Below are 16,304 nucleotides of genomic sequence, written 5' to 3'. Positions count from 1 at the left end.
GGCACGCGGCGCATGGACATTCCCCGGCAATCGATGCGCTCGGCGGAGCGCCCCGTCCGCGCGTGGCTGACGCCCCGGCGCGTCGTCACGTACAGCGCGTTCGTGCTCGTGTTCCACGCGCTGTTCCTGGCGATCTGGGCGTACGTCATCCGTTACACGCCTGGCACCACCATCGCGAGCCCGGGTGCGGACTACTCGGTGTTCTGGTCGGCGTCGTACGTGATGCTGCACGGCGCGCCATGGCAGGCGTACGATTTGCCGACCTTCTCGCGGCTGGCCGCCGCGTTGTTCCCGTATTTCCGCAGCGAAGGCCTCGTCGCGTGGCTGTACCCGCCCACCTACCTGCTGCTCGTGACGCCGTTCGCGCTACTGCCCTTTGCGATCGGTTATCCGCTGTTCGTCGCGTTCGGCATCGTCGTGTTCGGGTTCGCCGCGTGGCGCGTCTCGGGCCTCGGCGCGACGCCCGGCGTGCGGCGCGTCGGCGCGTTCGCGCTGGTCGCCGCCCCGTGCGTGTTCGTCACCGCGATGCTCGGGCAGAACGCGTTCCTGACTGCTTCGTGCGCGGCGCTGGCCGTCTACTGGGCCGACCGCCGGCCGATCTGGGCCGGCCTCTGCATCGGCCTGCTGTCGGTCAAGCCGCAGATGGCGCTGCTGTTCCCGTTCGTGCTGGTCGCCGCGCGCGCGTGGCGCACGATCGCGTGGGCCGCGCTCGCCACCGCCGCGTTCGGCGCGTTGAGCGTGCTGGTGTGCGGCGTCGAATCGCTGCGCCTGTTCGCCGCCAGCGCGGGGCTCGCGCGGGCGCTCATTCTCGAGCATGGCGTGATGTTCTGGTTCGCGTCGCCGACGCCGTTCGCGTCGTTCCGCCTCGCCGGCCTGCCGCTCGGCGCCGCGTATGCCGCGCACGCCTGCGTCGCGGCGATCGCGATCGCCGCCGCGTGCATCGTGTGGGCGCGCACGCGCGACACCCGCGTGCGCGTGGCGGTGCTGGCGGTCGCAACGCTCGCGGCGAATCCGTACGTGTGGCACTACGAACTCGCGTGGCTCGGCGTCGCGATCGCCTGCATGCTGGCGATCGGCTGGCGCGATGGCTGGCTGCGCGGCGAGCAGGCCACGATCGCGCTTATGTGGGCACTGCCGCTCTACGAATACCTGAACCCGTGGCTGCTGCTGCCGCAGATCGGCCCGGCCGTGACGCTCGCCGCCCTCCTCGTGCTGCTGCGCCGCGCGCGGTCCGGCGCTCACAACGCGAGCCGCGGCGGCACGTACACGCCGTAGTACGGCCCGACGCCGGTCGCGACGCCGGTCATCTTCACGCCGGCGACGAAGTGGCCCTGGATGTACTTGTACGTGCCGCCGAGCGACACGTCGATGTGGAACGCCGCGAACGCGACGATCGGCACGTAGGTGCTGCTCGACGTTTGCGTGACGACCGGCAGCACCACCGTCGTGCCGGCCGGCACCGACGTGTACAGCGTCGCCTTCACGCCGGTCGCGAGGTAGATGCTGTCGCCGATATTGAGCGTCGTCGGGTTGCCGGTCACCATCAGCCCGCCCATCGTCGTCGTGTCGGTCGCCGTCGACAGGAACGACGTCCACTGCCCGCCCATGCACAGCGAGCCATAGGTCTGGCCGTTCGTGATCGAGAACTCGTACGGCAAGCCCGTCAGCGGATTGATCAGCGGCTGGTTGGTCACGGCGTTCCAGTACTGGTTGTACACGCACTGATCGATCGCGACCGGGAACAGTCCGCCGGCCGCGACCCCGCCCGGCGCGGCCAGCACCGCCACCGCGGTCGCGCTGCCGGACGCGCCGGGAATCCCCAGCAGCCCGCCGAGCAGCAGCGGAATCGAGCCGCCGTTCACGCCCGGCGCACGCGACACGGTAACCTGCACGGCCGGCACGTCGTACGCGCCGGGCGTGATGGTCGTCGCCTGCATGGATGCGGGGCTGCGCGTCACGTTCCAGTAGCCGGCGGTCACCGTGCCGGTCGACAACGCGGCGCCGGCCGCCGAGTTCTGCGCGATCACGCCGTTCGCCGCCGGCGCGGCCTGCGACCAGTTCAGCGCGCCGCCGCTCGGCGACATCATCGCGTCGGCCCCCGCGAGCGCGGCCGCGTCGGCGGCGTTCTGCAACTGGTTGCGCACCGTGGCCACCCATGCGATGTCGATCGCCAGCGCGCCGAACGACAGCAGCGGAATCAGGAACAGCAGGAAGAACAGCGCGACCGAGCCGCGCTGCCGCGCGGGGCCGAGCGCTCGCGTGTCGCCCGCGTCATTCATAAAGCATCACCGACGTGGCCGAGACCGTCACCGGGCCGGTCAGCGCGCTGAACGCGGAACCGAGCACCATCCCCGAATACGTGTAGGTCACCGTCACCGTCAGCGCGGTGCCCGCCGTCGTGCCGTTCGCCTGGGTCACGGTCACGGCCGGCGTCGTCGCGGTGCCGCCGGTGATCAGGCTGTTCTGCATATAGGTCTGCGCGACGCTGGCGATCTGCGTCGTGGTCAGCATCGGCACGCGCAGCACGACCCCGGCGCGCGCGGCCTCGCGGCTCGCGTTCGTGATGACGGCCTTGTCGCACAGGATCAGGCTCGTGTCGATGATGCCGATCAGCACCATCAGCAGGAACGGCAGCATCAGCACGAACTCGAGGGACACGACGCCGCGCGCGCGGCGGGCGCCCGTCGCCCCGCGTGTCATTTTGCGGCCCCCGCTCCCGGCGGCGCGACGCCCGACTCCAGCGCCGCGCCCGACAGCGGCGGCGCGCCGCCTGCTGCCCCGCGCGACGCGAGCCGCGCGCGCACCGCCTGGTAGAAGCGCAGGTTGTCGGCCACCGCCGACGCAGGCAGATCCGCGGACAGCAGCTTCTTCGCCGAATCGGTGTTGCCGAGCACGCCATACGCGAACGCGAGGTTCTGGCGCGCCTGCCACGGCGCATCGGGCAGCCCCGCGACGTCGAGCAGCACGTTCACGCCCTCGCGCGGCCGGTTGCTCAGCACGAGCGACAGCCCGAGGTCGATGCGCAGCCCCTGCGCGTCCGGGTGCGCGCGCAGCGCGTCGCGATACACGGCCTGCGCATCCGCATGGCGCCCCTGCAGGTCGAGCACGGTGCCGAGCCCTTCCGCCGCGAGCGGATGGTTCGGCTGCGCGGCCAGCAGGTCGCGATAGCGCTGCGCGGCCTCGTCGAGCCGGCGCTGCCGCAACGCGACGCGCGCGAGCCCGAGCCGCGGGCCGAGCTCCGCGGGCGACTGCCGCTGCGCTTCCTCATAAAGGATCCGCGCGCGCTCCAGGTTGCCGGTGCGATAGTTGACGTCGCCGAGCCCCAGCTGCGCTGCGAGCGAATCGGGATGCGCGGCGAGCACCTTCTCGTACAGCGTCGACGCGAGATCGACGTTGCCGCCGGCAAGCGCGCTGTCCGCGATGCGCAGTTCGGCCTGCGGGTCGTCGCTCTTGTGCGACAGCACCGGCCGCGTCTGGACGCCCTGCGCGCCGCAGCCGGCCAGCACCGGCAGCACGGCCGCGAGCGCGAGCGCGCGTACGACGGATCGTGTCATTTGAACACCTCGAGGAGACGGATCGCCGCCGGGCCCGCCGCGATCAGGCAGACCGTCGGCAGGATGAACAGCATCATCGGCAGCGTGATCTTCGGCGCGAGCTTCGCGGCCTTTTCCTCGAGCGCGACGATCTGCTCGGTGCGCTCGGTGCGCGACAGGGTTCGCAGCGCCTGCGTGATCGGCGTGCCGAACCGCTGCGACTGCGTGAGCGTCGTCGCGAGCGAGCGCGCCGACGCGAAATCGACGCGCATCGCGAAATGCGTGAGCGTCGCGGACACGTTGCCGCTCAGCGTAAGTTCGTCCGCGCACACCGTCAGCTCGTCGGCGAGCGGCGGGCAGATGCGCGCCAGTTCGTGCGCGACGCGCCGGATGCCCGAAGCGAGACTGTTGCCGGCCATCGTGCAGATCACGAGCAGGTCGAGCGCGTCCGGAAAGCACGCGGCGATGATCCGCCGCCGCCGCCGGATCATCACGCCGAGCACATACTCGGGCACGATCACGCCGATCACGAACGCGGCGACCATCGCCAGCGCACGGATCACGAAGTATTCGCCGAAGCGCGGAATGAACGGGCTGAACACGATCGCGACGCCCGCGAACAGCACGCCGCAGCTCAGCTTGATGCCGATCATCGACGACACCGCGCGGCGCTCGCGAAAGCCGGCACGCGTCAATTGCAGGCCGAGCTTCACGCGCTGCATCGGGTCGAGCACCGGCAGCCGTTCGCCGAGCTGCGCGAGCCGCCGCGTCAGGCCCTGGCGGACCTCGTCCGGCTGCAGCCGCCCCGCCGATAGCGACGGCGCACGCTGCCCGGCCGCCTGCTGCACGCGCTCGGCGATGCGCCGGCGCGTGCTGCCGCCGGGCGTGGCGAGCGCCACGCCGACGCAGGCGAGCAACAGCAGCAGTTCGAGGCCGCGGGCGGCCAGTATCGACATCGTCATCGCGCGGTATCCAGTCTCGAGATCTTGCGGATCGTCAGCAGCCCGACCGTCAGCAGCCCGGCGGCGATCGTCAGCATCATGTTGCCGGCGGGTGTCGTGAACAGCAGCATCACGTAGGCGCGGTTCACGAGGAACAGCGCGCCGATCATCACGAACGGCACCGCCGAAATGATCTTCGTCGTGATCCGCCCTTCGGCGGTCAGCGCGCGGGTCTTCAGGCGGATGTCGCGGCGCGAGCGGATGATGCTCGACAGTTCGTCGAGCGTCTCGCCGAGGCTGCCGCCGGTTTCGCGCTGCAGCAGCAGGTAGACGGTGAAGAACGAGAAGTCCGCGATCATCAGCCGGTCCGCCGCCTGGGTCAGCACATCCTTGAGATCTGCGCCCACCCGCAGGCTGTCGCCCATCGTGCGGAACGTCGAGCGCACCGGCTCGGCCGCGCCGTCGCCGACCGTGCTGATCGCCTGCGTAACCGGAATACCTGCGCGCACGGCCCGCACGATCAGGTCGATCGCGTCCGGGAACGCTTCGAGAAAACGGATCCGGAAGCGCTCGACCAGCGAGCGGTAGCTGGCGCGCATCGCGAGCAGCGGCACCCCGACGCAGATCAGCGGACGCAGCACGCCCGGCGGCCCGATCAGCTTCACCGCGACGAGCGCCGCGATCGCGCCGGCGATCGTGCTGGCGACGACGATCCGCATGCCGCCCTTGCCGCCCACCGCGTGCACGCGCGTCACGTAGCGCTGCAGCCACGTTCGCACACGGCTTTGCCGGCGTTCGAGGTTGAACAGCGCGACGCCGGCCCCGTCGGCCGCGCCCGCGTCGCGGCCTGCGCGCAACGGCGACAGGCGCCGCAACCGCTCGCGAATGCGCTGCGCCGGCGTGTGGCGCGCGCGATCGAGCGCCGACGACAGCGCGAGCCCGATCCCGAGGATCACGACGAACGCGCCCGCCGCGAACAGGTCGGCGGCCTTCATTGCCGGAACACCTCGGTGAGCGCGTCCTCGACGCCGTAATACGCGGCGCGCGCCGCGAACGCCGGCCGCAGCGACGACGCGTCGAACACGCCCTTGACCGCGTCGCGCGTCGTGTCGCCTTCCTGGCGGAACGAGAACAGGTCCTGCGTGATGACCACCTCGCCTTCCATCCCGACGATCTCGGTGATGCGCGTGACGCGCCGCACGCCGTCGCGCATCCGCTCGACCTGCACGAACAGGTGAACGGCGCTCGCGATCTGGCGCCGGATCGACAGCAGTTGCAGGTTCGCGTTCGCCATCATGACCATGCTTTCGAGCCGGCTGATCGCGTCGCGCGGCGAGTTCGCATGGATCGTCGTCATCGAGCCGTCGTGGCCGGTGTTCATCGCCTGCAGCACGTCGAACGCCTCCGGGCCGCGAATCTCGCCGAGGATGATGCGGTCGGGGCGCATCCGCAGCGCGTTGCGCACGAGGTCGCGCTGCGAGATGCCGCCGAGCCCCTCGGTATTCTCCGGCCGCGTCTCGAGGCTGACGACGTGCGGCTGCAGCAGTTGCAGCTCGGCCGCGTCCTCGATCGTCACGATCCGTTCGTGCTGCTCGATGTGCTGCGACAGCGCGTTGAGCAGCGTCGTCTTGCCCGAGCCGGTGCCGCCGGAGATCACGATGTTCAGCCGGCACGAACACGCCACCTTCAGCACCTGCAGCATCGGATGCGAGATGTTGCCCTGATGCGCCATCCGCGCGAGCGTGATGTCGCGCTTCGCGAACTTGCGGATCGAGATCGACGGGCCGCGCATCGCGATCGGCGGCAGCACGACGTTCACGCGGCTGCCGTCGGCGAGACGCGCGTCGACCATCGGGCTGCTCTCGTCGACGCGCCGGCCCACCGCCGCCGCGATCCGCTGCGCGACGCTCGTCACGTGCGCGTCGTCGCGAAACTTCAGCGACGTGAGTTCGAGCCGGCCCGCGCGCTCGACGTAGACCTGGTCAGGCCCGTTGACGAGGATGTCGGTGACGGTATCGTCGGCGAGCAGCGGCTCGATCGGCCCGACGCCGAACATGTCGTTCAGGATCGCGTCGACGATCAGCACCTGCTCGCCGGCCGTGATCTTCAGGCGCTCGCGCTCGACCGTGTGCGCCGCCACCTGCTCGATGCCCGCGCGCACTTCGTCGCGGGTCTTCATCAGCGCCGCCGACATGTTCATCGACGCGAACACCGCGGTGCGGATCGCGTCGAACTTGCCGGAGCGGATCAGCGCCTCATGGGTGTCGGCGGCCGCGGGCGCGCGGGTCGGCGGCGGCGCGGGCGCAGCCGCCGGGGTCGGCGCGTGCGGCGCCGCGGGCGAGGTGGCCGGCGCCGGGTCCGGCGGCGGCCGGTTGCGGTTACCGAACGTCACGGTCCTTTCCTCCACTTGACGAAGCGCGCATACCACGGTTCGGCGACGGCCATCGGTTCGCCGGTGATGCCGTTCGCGAGCGCCCGGATCCCGTCCAGGAAGCCGCGGCGCTTCGCGCCTTCGATCGGCTCGCCGAGGTTTTCGGCGACCGCGAGCGTCTGCGGCTCGTGCGGCAGCTCGCGCAGCGTCGCGCCGCTGAACGCGTCCGCGAAATCGGCCGGCTCGACGCGGCCCGCGACCGGCGCGAGCGGATTGTTCAGCACCATCGACAACAGCCGCTCGCCCGGCAGCTCCTGCATGAAGCGTCCGAGCCGCGCGGATTCGTACGCCGCGTGCACCGAGCGGTCGGCGACGACGTAGACGAGATCGGACGTTTCGAGCGCATCCTCGAACAGCTTGCCGGCGCCGCTGCCGACGTCGAACAGCACGTAGTGGAAGCGGTCCTTCAGCATGTCGACCAGCCGCGCGACCGCCCCGTCGCTCAGCGGCAGGTCGGCGCCGTACGCGAGCTCGGCCGACAGCACGTGCAGGCGGTCGCCCTGCGTGACGAACATGCGGTCGAACAGCGCGTCGTCGGGACGCTGCTCCATGTTCAGCAACTCGACCAGCCCGTTGTTGCTGGACAGCCCGAGCATCGAGTTCGCGCCGCCGCCATGCAGGTTCAGGTCGACGTACGCGACACGGCGGCGCTTCTCGCCCGCCAGGCATCGCGCGAGACTCACCGCGATGGTCGTCGTGCCGACGCCGCCGCGTGCGCCGACGAAGCTGACGATCTTGCCGGTGCGCACCTGCACGACCGATTCCGTCGCCGTCAGCGCGCGCCGCATCAATTCGACGGTCAGCGGCTTGACGATGTAGTCCTGCACGCCGATGCCGAGCAGGTTGCGAAACAGCCCGACGTCGTTCTGCGTGCCGATCGCGACGACCCGCACCGACGGATCGCACACGTCGGCGAGCCGCATCAGGTCCGACACCGGCAGCACTGAATCCGACACGTCGATGACCAGCTGGCGCGGCGAACGCTCGTGCTGCTGCAGCAGCCGGATCGCGTCGTCGCAGGTGCCGATCTGCAGGTGCGCGCGCGCGATCGACAAATCGTGCGCGACGCGCCGGATCACGTCCTCGCTGCCGGGATCGGACACGACCGCGACGAGATCCGTCGCGCCGGCGGACGCGGCGCGCTTGGCATTCTGGCGGTCGAGGACGTTCATGGGCGGCATCGCGATGGCATCCGGAATCGGTTCAATGGCCGGGCGAGCCGGTCGTCGTCAGCGTCTTGCCGGGCGTCGGCAACTTCACGCGATCCTCGACGTAGCGGCGCACCGCGCCGGCCGCGACTTCCGCGTCGGCGCCGCCGTACGGCACGGGCGCGACGAGATCCTGCGGCCGCGCGAGCATGGTCGCGAGGTTCGTGTAGGTCGCGCAGCCGAACGGCACGCCCGGCCGCCCGAAGCCCGCGTCGACGAGATGCGACGGCTGCATCAGCTTCGCGCAGTCGGGCGGCACCGCCTGCACGCCGTCGAAGCCGATCGACCGCGCGTCGGGCAGGTTCAGCGGCGGCTGCGCCGACATGCAGCCCGCCAGCGCCAGCGGCAGCAGGGCCAGGACGGTGGTTCGAACTCGCATGGGCGATCCTCCGGTTCAGTACACGAAGCCCGCGGCGCCGACGAGGCGCGGCGTGTCGCCCGACAGCAGGTCGAGCCCGAGGTTGCGCTGCACCGCGAACTCCAGATCGCTGCTCGGCCGCGCGACGGTGTCGATCGCCTGCTCGAGCTGGCCGGGCCCGGCCGGCTGCACGATGTACGGCGTGACGATCACGACCACCTCGGTCTTGTTGTCCTGGAAGTTCTTCGACGAAAACAGCCGGCCGATGATCGGCAGCCGGCCGAGCCCCGGGATCTGCGACACGGTGTCGGCCGTCTGGCTCTGCAGCAGCCCGCCGATCGCGAAGCTCTGCCCGCTCGACAGCTCGACCGTCGTCTCGACGCGCCGCACGGTGAGCGCCGGCACCTTGATGCTGCCCGTCGTCACGCTGTTGCTCGAATCGACCTCACTGACCTCCGGCCGCACCTTGAGGCTGATGCGGTTGTCGGCGAGCACGGTCGGCGTGAAGTCGAGCGACACGCCGAACGGCTTGTACTCGACCGTGATCGCACCCGTGTTGCCACTCTGCGCAACGGGGATCGGAATCTCGCCGCCCGCGAGGAAGCTCGCCGTCTCGCCGGACATCGCGGTCAGGTTCGGCTCCGCGAGCATCGTGATCAGCCCTTCCTGATCGAGCGCATCGAGCACGACGTCGATCGACCAGCGCCCCGCGCGAAACCCGCCGAGCACCGAGAATGCGCCGGTCGGCGACAGGTTGAACAGGCCGTTCGTCGGGTCGAACAGCGTGCGCCCGTTGAACAGCCCGCCGACGAAGTTGCCGGCGCCGCCGAGCGCGCTCCAGTTGATGCCGAGCTGCTGCGTGACGTTGCGGCTCACCTCGGTCACCCGCACGCGCAGGTTCACCTGGATCGGGCGCGACAGCGTGAGCCGGTTGACGATGCTTTCCTTGTCGTGCAGGTACGGCGCGAGCGACTGCATCACGGCGTCCGCATCGGCCGCGCCCGGCACCTTGCCCGACACCATCAGCGAGCCCGGTGCGCCTGACACCGACAGCTTCAGCTGCGGAAAGCGGCTGTCGAGCACCGCCTGCAGCGATGCCGTGTCGACCTGCACGATCACCGTCCTGCGCAGGATCGGCCGATGGTTCGCGCCGAGCGCGATCAGCGTGGTCGTGCCGGCCTTCTTGCCGAATACGAACACGGTGCGCGGCGACGGCACCTGGATGTCGGCGATGGTCGGATCCGCGACGAACATCGCGACCGCGGGCTCGGGCAGCGACAGCATCTCGCCCTTGCCGGTCGCGATCGACAGCGCCGCGCCGGCGTCCGGCGCGCGCGCGCCCTGCGCGAACGCGACGCCGGGCGCGGCGAGGCTGGCCAGGCACCAGAGAGCGATCCAACGAACCATGCGCACCATGCGTGTTCCCGTCATCCCGTCAAATGCCGGCCGGCGGCCGGCCCGATCCGTCAACCCGTCATTGCGGCGCGGCCACCCTCGGCAGTTGCGCTGTCGCATCCGTCGCGACATTGCCGCCGCCCGGCAGCGCCGCCAGCCCCGGCAAGCCGGACGGCAGCGGCGGCAGGCCCGGCGTGCCGGCGCCGCCGCCGCGCGACCCGTCGTCGATCGATGAACCGCGATAGATCACGACCGTGTTGCCCTGTCCCGTCGGCCGCGCGCCGCCGGCTTCCGGCCCGGCGGACGGCGCACGCGCGGCCTCGCGGGCCGCGCGCGACACGTCGCCCGCCCACACCGGCTGCGTATCCGGCTCCGGCTCGTCGCCGCCCGCCGGTTGCCGCCGGTCGCTGGTCGCGAAGCTGCGCAGCACGAGCGACAGCGAGCCGAGGCGCGTCGCGACCAGCACGACCTGCGCGGTGCGCGGCGCGACCTCGAGCGTGACCGTGCGCGCGCGCGCCGTCGCGTCCGGCGCGCTCGCCGGCGTCTTCGCGCGCTGGAATTCCGAGCCGACCGCGAGCACGCGCGCGCGCCGCACGACCGTCTCCGCTTCGAAGGTGCCCGGCGACGTCGCCGAGCCGCCGATCTGCTGCGTGAGCACCACGTCGACGAAGTCGCCCGGCTGGATCAGCCCCGCGTTGCCCGACACGTCGTCGACCGGCACCGAGATCGCGCGCATGCCGGGCTGCAGCGCGGCCGCGAGAAAATCCGGCGCGCCGCCCGGAATCACGTTGTCCGTGCGGATCGGCGTGCCGGCGCCGACGCGGTTGCGCAGCAGTGCGCCCTTCAGATCGGCGCCCGGCTGCGACTCGACGAACGCGCCCGGCGGCACCTGTGCGCGCGGCATGCGCTTCCACGCGAGATCGTTGTCGCGCAGCAGCAGCCCTTCCGGCAGATCGGCGGCCGCGACGCGCACGCGCGCCTGGTCCGCTTCGCCGGGGGCCGACGGTGTCGACGCGGCGACGTACAGTTCGCGCAGGATGAACGCGCCGATGCCGGCAGCGACGATCAGCACGGCCATTCTCAGAGGTTTGGGCATGGCGGCGTGCGTCCCCCGGCTAGGTAAGCGAAACCGCGTGCGGAAACGGCGCCCAGACGGCCAGCGCACCGCCGAGCGCGAGCGCGACGCCGTACGGCACGCCGCGCGCGGCGACCGCGCGGGCGGGCGCGGTGCGCCGCTGCCACGCGACGGCCGCGAGCGCAGCGAGGCCGCACAGGGCGCCGCCCGCGCCGACGATCGTCAACACCGGGAACGCCAGCGCCGGGCCGGCCCACAGGAATACCGCCGCCGCCAGCTTGACGTCGCCACCGCCGATCCAGCCCGCGTGGCGCAAGCCGCCGAACAGCAGCAGCATCGCCGCGGCAGTCGCGACGTGGCCGGCCAGCGGCGCGAGCCCTTCGCGCGCGAGCGCCGCCGCGACGAAATACAGCATCGCGAACGCCAGCACCGCGCGATTGGACAGGCGCCGGTCGCGCAGGTCCTGCGCCGCGAGCGACGCCAGCACGACCGTGGCCACCGACTGCACGAGAGTGAGCATGGGAGAGCCGTCCGTCGGCGCACCCCCGGCTGGATACGTTCTACCGCTGCGGATCCGTGTGTTCGTCGGCGGCGCGCGCGTTCAGGGAATCAGATCAGGCTCGTCACCTTCGTGATCAGCGCCGTGAACACGCTCGGCAAGCCACCGGAAGTGCTGCTGAGAATCACGCCGACCGCCGCCAGCGCGACCACGACGATGCCGGCCAGCACCGCATATTCGAGCGAACTGACGCCACGTTCATCACGCAGCAGGGACTTGACGTATTGCAGCATGGCAACCTCCGTGTGACGGGGTCGATGATCGACCGTTGAACGTAAAGACGCTACATGGTCCGGCGGTTGCCCGGGGCGTTCGCCCATTCGCGACTCACGCGAACGACCCTGGCATCAGGCCGTTCGCCTCCCCGAAGTCCGCTCGATCACTGCGGCGCGCGGCATGCAACGACGGCATCGATCGTTGCATTCGCGCACCTGCTTGTGCGGCCGTGCCGACATGACGCCGACCGCGCTGATTCGTCTAGGGTATAGACAATTTTTCGGACGATTTCAAATTATTTAGCGTCGGAATGTATTTATGGATGGCACCCTGAAACGATGCAATTCATACGCGTCGTCTTCCGAAATTCTTTCTCGCGACATTCCGTATGGTTCAGATGCAGACGTAAGTATGTTAACTGTCGCGATACGTCATTTCCCGGCGGGCGGATAACCCGTTTCCATTCGATTTTTCGGTATGTCGGATGCGGCCGTGCGCACCGTTTCGCGCGGCCAGCCAGGAAAAGATGACCGTTCGGGATCGGTTTCAATCAACCGCCCGATACTCGTCCATACTCAATTCACCGTCTGAATTCGCCCGCCGATCGACATGCGAATCCGCGATTTCGCCATTTCAGGGATTTCCCGATCGTAGCTTGCCGATCAGGCAATCTACGTGAATCGACATGATCGGAATCCTGAACGATTCCCCGATACATGCGAATCCGCTTTCCGTCCGCGCAACACGGCGCGCCCGGCCCGGCAACCCGCCAAGCGGCGATAAGCATAGTTCAAATCGTTGCTTGTCCCACGCCGGAAGCGTCCACCAGAATGGCGTGACGCCTCGCTGCCCGACTTCATTTTCTCCCGACCCGACGCACCATGACCGATCGATTTCCGTTTCCGCTGCGCCTGCTGCGATCGCTGCTGGCAGCCACGCTGATGACGCTGGCGGCCACCGCCGCGCACGCCGACAAGCCCGCCACCATCCGCATCGGCGTCGCCCAGCAAGGCGCCGGCGATCCGCCGACCTTCGGCGGATCGAGCGCCGCCACTGCGCAGTTGCAGCAACTGGTCGAAAAGGAGTTCGCGGCCGACGGCATCAAGGTGCAGTGGCTGTTCTTCAAGGGCGCGGGGCCGGCCGTCAACGAGGCGATCGCCAACAAGGCGCTCGACTTCGCGTACCAGGGCGACCTGCCGGCCGTGCTCGCACGCTCGAACGGGATCAAGACACGCCTGCTGCTCGCCGCGAGCGTGCGCTCGGGCGTGAAGATCGCGGTCCCGCCCGACTCCGGCATCCGTTCGATCACGGACCTGAAAGACCGCCGCGTGTCGATCTTCCGCGGCACGAACCTGCAACTCGTCGCCGACAACGCGCTCGCGAAGAACGGCCTCAGCGAACGCGACCTGCGCGTGATCAATCTCGATGCCGCAAGCTCGCTCGCCGCGCTCGCGTCGAAAGGCATCGACGCGTCGGTGAGCGACTACGCGCTATACAAGCTGCGCGACGCGGGTCTCGCGAAGATCATCTACGAATCGCAGAACGATGGCCCGCAGTACACGCGCCAGACCCACCTGCTCGTGCTCGACGATTTCGAGCGCGCGCATCCGGACATCGTGCAGCGCGTCGTCAACGCGATCGTAAAGGGCGCGCAATGGTCGTCCGACGAAGCGAACCGCGATGCGCTGTTCAAGCTGTGGGCGAAAAGCGGCGTGCCGTATTCGTCGTGGCAGGCCGATTATGCGAACCAGCGCCTGAAGGACCGCCTGTCGCCGCTGATCGATCCGTTCCTCGTCGCGCGCTACAAGGCCGTCGCGCAGGATGCGCTGAAGCTGAAGCTGATCCGCCAGCCGGTCGACGTCGACGGCTGGTTCGAGCCGAAGTATCTCGACAATGCCCTGCGCACGCTGAAGCTCGACAACTACTGGCCACGCTACGACGCAGCCGGCAAGCCCCTCTCCTGACCCGGACCGGCCCCGATGAGCGACACCGCGATCCCGATTCCGTCGTCCGAGCCGCATGTGCTCGCCGCGCAGCCGCGCCGCGCGACGAGCGCGAAGCGGCTGGCGTGGCAGCTCGCGCCGTGGGTACTGCCCGCGCTGCTGTTCGCGCTGTGGACCGTCGGCAGTGCGCGCGGCTGGATCGCTCCGCAAATCCTGCCGCCGCCCGAACGCGTGTACGACGCGCTCGCCGAGCTGGCGACGAGCGGTGATCTCGCGCGCCACACGCTGATCAGCCTGCAGCGCGTGCTGGTCGGCTTCGCGGCCGGCTCGCTGCTCGGTTTCGCGATCGGTGTCGCGCTCGGTGTGTCGCGCACGCTGGAAGCCTACGTGCTGCCGAGCTTCAACGCGCTCGTGCAGATCCCGGTGCTCGGCTGGCTGCCGTTCCTGCTGCTGCTCGTCGGCGTCGGCGAACCGCTCAAGACCCTGCTGATCGCGCATGCCGCGCTCGTCCCCGTCACGATGAGCACGCTGCAAGGGTTTCGCCAGACGCCGCCCGCGCTCGACGAAGTCGCGCGCGGGTTCGGCTACACGCGCCGGCAACGCATCGTCCACGTCGTGCTGCCGGCCGCGATCCCGACGCTCGCGACCGGCGTGCGGCTCGCGTTCACCAAGTCGTGGCTCGCGCTCGTCGTCGTCGAGCTCGTCGCGTCTTCCGAAGGGCTCGGCTACCTGATCGTGTACGGGCGGCAACTGTTCCAGCTCGATCTCGTGATGGCGGCCGTGGTCGTGGTCGGCGCGGTCGGCCTGCTGATCAACCGGCTGCTCGACGCACTCGAAGCACGCCTGCGCCGCGGCGTGCCGTCCGCGTTCCGCGGCTGAACCAGCCTGCCCGCGCAACCGAAGGAGATCACCCGATGCCGCACTCCGTCACGCCGACGCTCGCGCTGGACGCCACGCCATCGCCCGTCGCAGCCGCCCGCCGCCTGCATGCGCCCGACTGGCGCGGCGTCGTGCTGCCGCTCGTCGCGTTCGCGCTCTGGTGGGCGATCGCCTCCGCGCACCTCGTGAACAGCGGGCTGCTCGTCGGCCCGGCCGATGTCCTGCGTACCGCGTGGTCGCAAGTCACGAGCGGCGCACTCGGCCGCGCGCTGTCCGCGTCGCTCGCGCGCGAAGCCTGCGGTTTCGCCATCGGCGCGACGGGCGGTCTGCTGCTCGGCACCGCGCTCGGGCTGTCGCGCATCGCCGCGCGCATGGTCGGCCCGAGCTTCGACACGTTCAAGCAGATCTCGCTGTTCGCGTGGATTCCGCTGATTTCCGTGTGGTTCGGCCTCGGCGACGTCGCCAAGGTCGTGTTCCTGTCGCTCGCCGCGCTGCTGCCCGTCGCCGCACATACGTGCGACGGCATTCACGCGGTGCCGCGCGCGTATGTCGACGTCGCCCGCGCGCTGCGCTACTCGCGGCTCCAGCTCGTCCGCTACGTGATCCTGCCGGCCGCACTGCCGTCGATCTTCACCGGGCTGTATCTCGGCCTGATCTATTCGTGGCTCGCGACGCTCGGCGCCGAATACCTGCTCGTCGCCGGCAGCGGGATCGGCAACACGCTGATCGACGGCAGCGAGCAGTTCCGGATGGATCTCGTGCTGTTCGGGATCATCGTCGTCGGCGTGACCGGCTGGGCGCTGAACGCGATCGCGCGCGCGATCGAACGCAAGGTGCTGGCCCGGCGCGGCGACCTGCCGCGGTGATCGCCCTCTCCTTTCCTGTCGCGTCCTTACTCGCTCCGCCATGACGACCCTCGCTTCCGACTCGCTCGACATCCTCCACGTAAGCAAGCACTACGCGCAACGCGGCGCGTCGCTCGCCGTGCTCGACGACGTGTCGCTGCACGTGCGTGCCGGCGAATTCGTCACGATCGTCGGCGCAAGCGGCTGCGGCAAGTCGACGCTGCTGCGGCTGATCGCGGGGCTCGACACCGACTACTCGGGCGAGATCCGCGCCGGCGACGAACGCGTGCGCGACACGTCGCTGCAACGCGGGATCGTGTTCCAGGATCACCGGCTGTTCCCGTGGCTCACCGTCGAACAGAACATCGGCGCCGCGCTGCGCAACGCACCGCTCGACGCGGCCGCGAAACGGCGCGCGGTCGCGGACCACATCGCGCTCGTCGGGCTGAACGGCTTCGAGCACGCGTTTCCGAACCAGTTGTCGGGCGGGATGGCGCAGCGCGTCGCGATCGCGCGCGGCCTCGTGAACCGGCCGCGCATGCTGCTGCTCGACGAGCCGTTCGGCGCGCTCGATGCGCAGACGCGCGCGCGGATGCAGAACGAACTGCTGCGCATCTGGCAACAGGAACGCATCACGACGATCCTCGTCACACACGACGTCGACGAAGCCGTCTATCTCGGCGATCGCGTCGTCACGATGGCGCCGCGTCCGGGCCGCATCGAACGGATCGTCGACGTCGCGCTGCCGCGGCCGCGCCGGCGCGATTCGGCGGAATTCACGCGGTTGCGCGACACGGTGCTCGCCGATTTCGACGATCACGAACCGCCGCACGACGATGGCTCGGGCGGCAAGCGCATCGACACGCCGAGCACGCACCGGATCGGCGAATGGCGGCTTGCGTGGTAGGCACGTGTCGCGAC

The 16,304-nt window shown here is 70.0% G+C and carries 17 protein-coding genes; 5 read left to right on the top strand and 12 right to left on the bottom strand.

Features of this window, described 5'->3' with window-relative positions; translation table 11 throughout:
• Positions 1-12 precede the first annotated feature (12 nt).
• Positions 13-1,275 carry a glycosyltransferase family 87 protein gene (locus R9B84_RS24755; RefSeq protein WP_423762668.1) on the top strand — a complete coding sequence of 421 codons (1,263 nt, stop codon included), beginning with the start codon at positions 13-15 and terminating at the stop codon, positions 1,273-1,275.
• On the opposite strand, the gene R9B84_RS24750 is transcribed toward R9B84_RS24755, so the two are convergent.
• The 12 genes from R9B84_RS24750 to R9B84_RS24695 form a co-directional block, all read right to left on the bottom strand.
• The gene (locus tag R9B84_RS24750; RefSeq protein ID WP_423762667.1) at positions 1,239-2,279 is read right to left on the bottom strand and encodes a TadG family pilus assembly protein; all 1,041 of its coding nucleotides are present in this window, start codon (positions 2,277-2,279) and stop codon (positions 1,239-1,241) included. The genes R9B84_RS24755 and R9B84_RS24750 overlap by 37 nt on opposite strands.
• Positions 2,272-2,700 carry a TadE/TadG family type IV pilus assembly protein gene (locus R9B84_RS24745; protein WP_423762666.1) on the bottom strand — a complete coding sequence of 143 codons (429 nt, stop codon included), beginning with the start codon at positions 2,698-2,700 and terminating at the stop codon, positions 2,272-2,274. Before R9B84_RS24745 ends, R9B84_RS24750 begins: the two co-directional genes overlap by 8 nt.
• Complete coding sequence (locus R9B84_RS24740) at positions 2,697-3,554, bottom strand: tetratricopeptide repeat protein (protein ID WP_423762665.1); 858 nt, start codon at positions 3,552-3,554, stop codon at positions 2,697-2,699. Before R9B84_RS24740 ends, R9B84_RS24745 begins: the two co-directional genes overlap by 4 nt.
• Positions 3,551-4,495, bottom strand: a complete 945-nt coding sequence (locus R9B84_RS24735; protein ID WP_423762664.1) for a type II secretion system F family protein — start codon at positions 4,493-4,495, stop codon at positions 3,551-3,553. The genes R9B84_RS24740 and R9B84_RS24735 overlap by 4 nt, the downstream gene beginning before the upstream one ends.
• Positions 4,492-5,469 carry a type II secretion system F family protein gene (locus tag R9B84_RS24730; protein WP_423762663.1) on the bottom strand — a complete coding sequence of 326 codons (978 nt, stop codon included), beginning with the start codon at positions 5,467-5,469 and terminating at the stop codon, positions 4,492-4,494. Before R9B84_RS24730 ends, R9B84_RS24735 begins: the two co-directional genes overlap by 4 nt.
• Positions 5,466-6,866, bottom strand: a complete 1,401-nt coding sequence (locus R9B84_RS24725; protein ID WP_423762662.1) for a CpaF family protein — start codon at positions 6,864-6,866, stop codon at positions 5,466-5,468. Before R9B84_RS24725 ends, R9B84_RS24730 begins: the two co-directional genes overlap by 4 nt.
• Complete coding sequence (locus R9B84_RS24720; protein ID WP_423762661.1) at positions 6,863-8,086, bottom strand: AAA family ATPase; 1,224 nt, start codon at positions 8,084-8,086, stop codon at positions 6,863-6,865. The genes R9B84_RS24725 and R9B84_RS24720 overlap by 4 nt, the downstream gene beginning before the upstream one ends.
• A 22-nt stretch (positions 8,087-8,108) precedes the next feature.
• Positions 8,109-8,492, bottom strand: coding sequence for a CpaD family pilus assembly lipoprotein (locus R9B84_RS24715; RefSeq protein ID WP_423762660.1), 384 nt, complete (start codon positions 8,490-8,492; stop codon positions 8,109-8,111).
• A gap of 15 nt (positions 8,493-8,507) precedes the next feature.
• Positions 8,508-9,887, bottom strand: coding sequence for a type II and III secretion system protein family protein (locus R9B84_RS24710; protein ID WP_423763570.1), 1,380 nt, complete (start codon positions 9,885-9,887; stop codon positions 8,508-8,510).
• Positions 9,888-9,945: 58 nt separating this feature from the next.
• Positions 9,946-10,962 (bottom strand): Flp pilus assembly protein CpaB, encoded by a 1,017-nt coding sequence (cpaB, locus tag R9B84_RS24705; protein WP_423762659.1) that lies wholly within the window; start codon positions 10,960-10,962, stop codon positions 9,946-9,948.
• Between the two features lie 19 nt (positions 10,963-10,981).
• Positions 10,982-11,461 carry an A24 family peptidase gene (locus tag R9B84_RS24700; protein ID WP_423762658.1) on the bottom strand — a complete coding sequence of 160 codons (480 nt, stop codon included), beginning with the start codon at positions 11,459-11,461 and terminating at the stop codon, positions 10,982-10,984.
• An 89-nt stretch (positions 11,462-11,550) separates the two neighbouring features.
• Positions 11,551-11,733 carry a Flp family type IVb pilin gene (locus R9B84_RS24695; RefSeq protein WP_034179896.1) on the bottom strand — a complete coding sequence of 61 codons (183 nt, stop codon included), beginning with the start codon at positions 11,731-11,733 and terminating at the stop codon, positions 11,551-11,553.
• 864 nt (positions 11,734-12,597) lie between these two features.
• On the opposite strand from R9B84_RS24695, the gene R9B84_RS24690 reads away from it, so the two are divergent.
• Genes R9B84_RS24690 through R9B84_RS24675 form a run of 4 tightly spaced genes read left to right on the top strand, consistent with a single transcriptional unit; the run spans position 12,598 to position 16,290 of the window.
• Positions 12,598-13,680 carry an ABC transporter substrate-binding protein gene (locus R9B84_RS24690; RefSeq protein WP_423762657.1) on the top strand — a complete coding sequence of 361 codons (1,083 nt, stop codon included), beginning with the start codon at positions 12,598-12,600 and terminating at the stop codon, positions 13,678-13,680.
• 15 nt (positions 13,681-13,695) lie between these two features.
• Positions 13,696-14,538: an ABC transporter permease gene (locus R9B84_RS24685; protein WP_423762656.1), complete on the top strand. Its 843-nt coding sequence runs from the start codon at positions 13,696-13,698 to the stop codon at positions 14,536-14,538.
• Positions 14,539-14,573: 35 nt separating this feature from the next.
• Entirely contained in the window at positions 14,574-15,404 is an 831-nt protein-coding gene (locus R9B84_RS24680; RefSeq protein ID WP_423762655.1) for an ABC transporter permease, read from the top strand.
• Positions 15,405-15,444: 40 nt separating this feature from the next.
• Positions 15,445-16,290 (top strand): ABC transporter ATP-binding protein, encoded by an 846-nt coding sequence (locus tag R9B84_RS24675; RefSeq protein WP_423762654.1) that lies wholly within the window; start codon positions 15,445-15,447, stop codon positions 16,288-16,290.
• The last annotated feature ends 14 nt before the right edge of the window (positions 16,291-16,304 follow it).

This window comes from Burkholderia sp. NLJ2 (genome assembly GCF_049487195.1).
GTDB lineage: Bacteria > Pseudomonadota > Gammaproteobacteria > Burkholderiales > Burkholderiaceae > Burkholderia > Burkholderia pyrrocinia.
The sequence above is the reverse complement of the archived record's forward strand: the minus strand, read 5'-3'. Positions and strand labels throughout refer to the sequence as shown.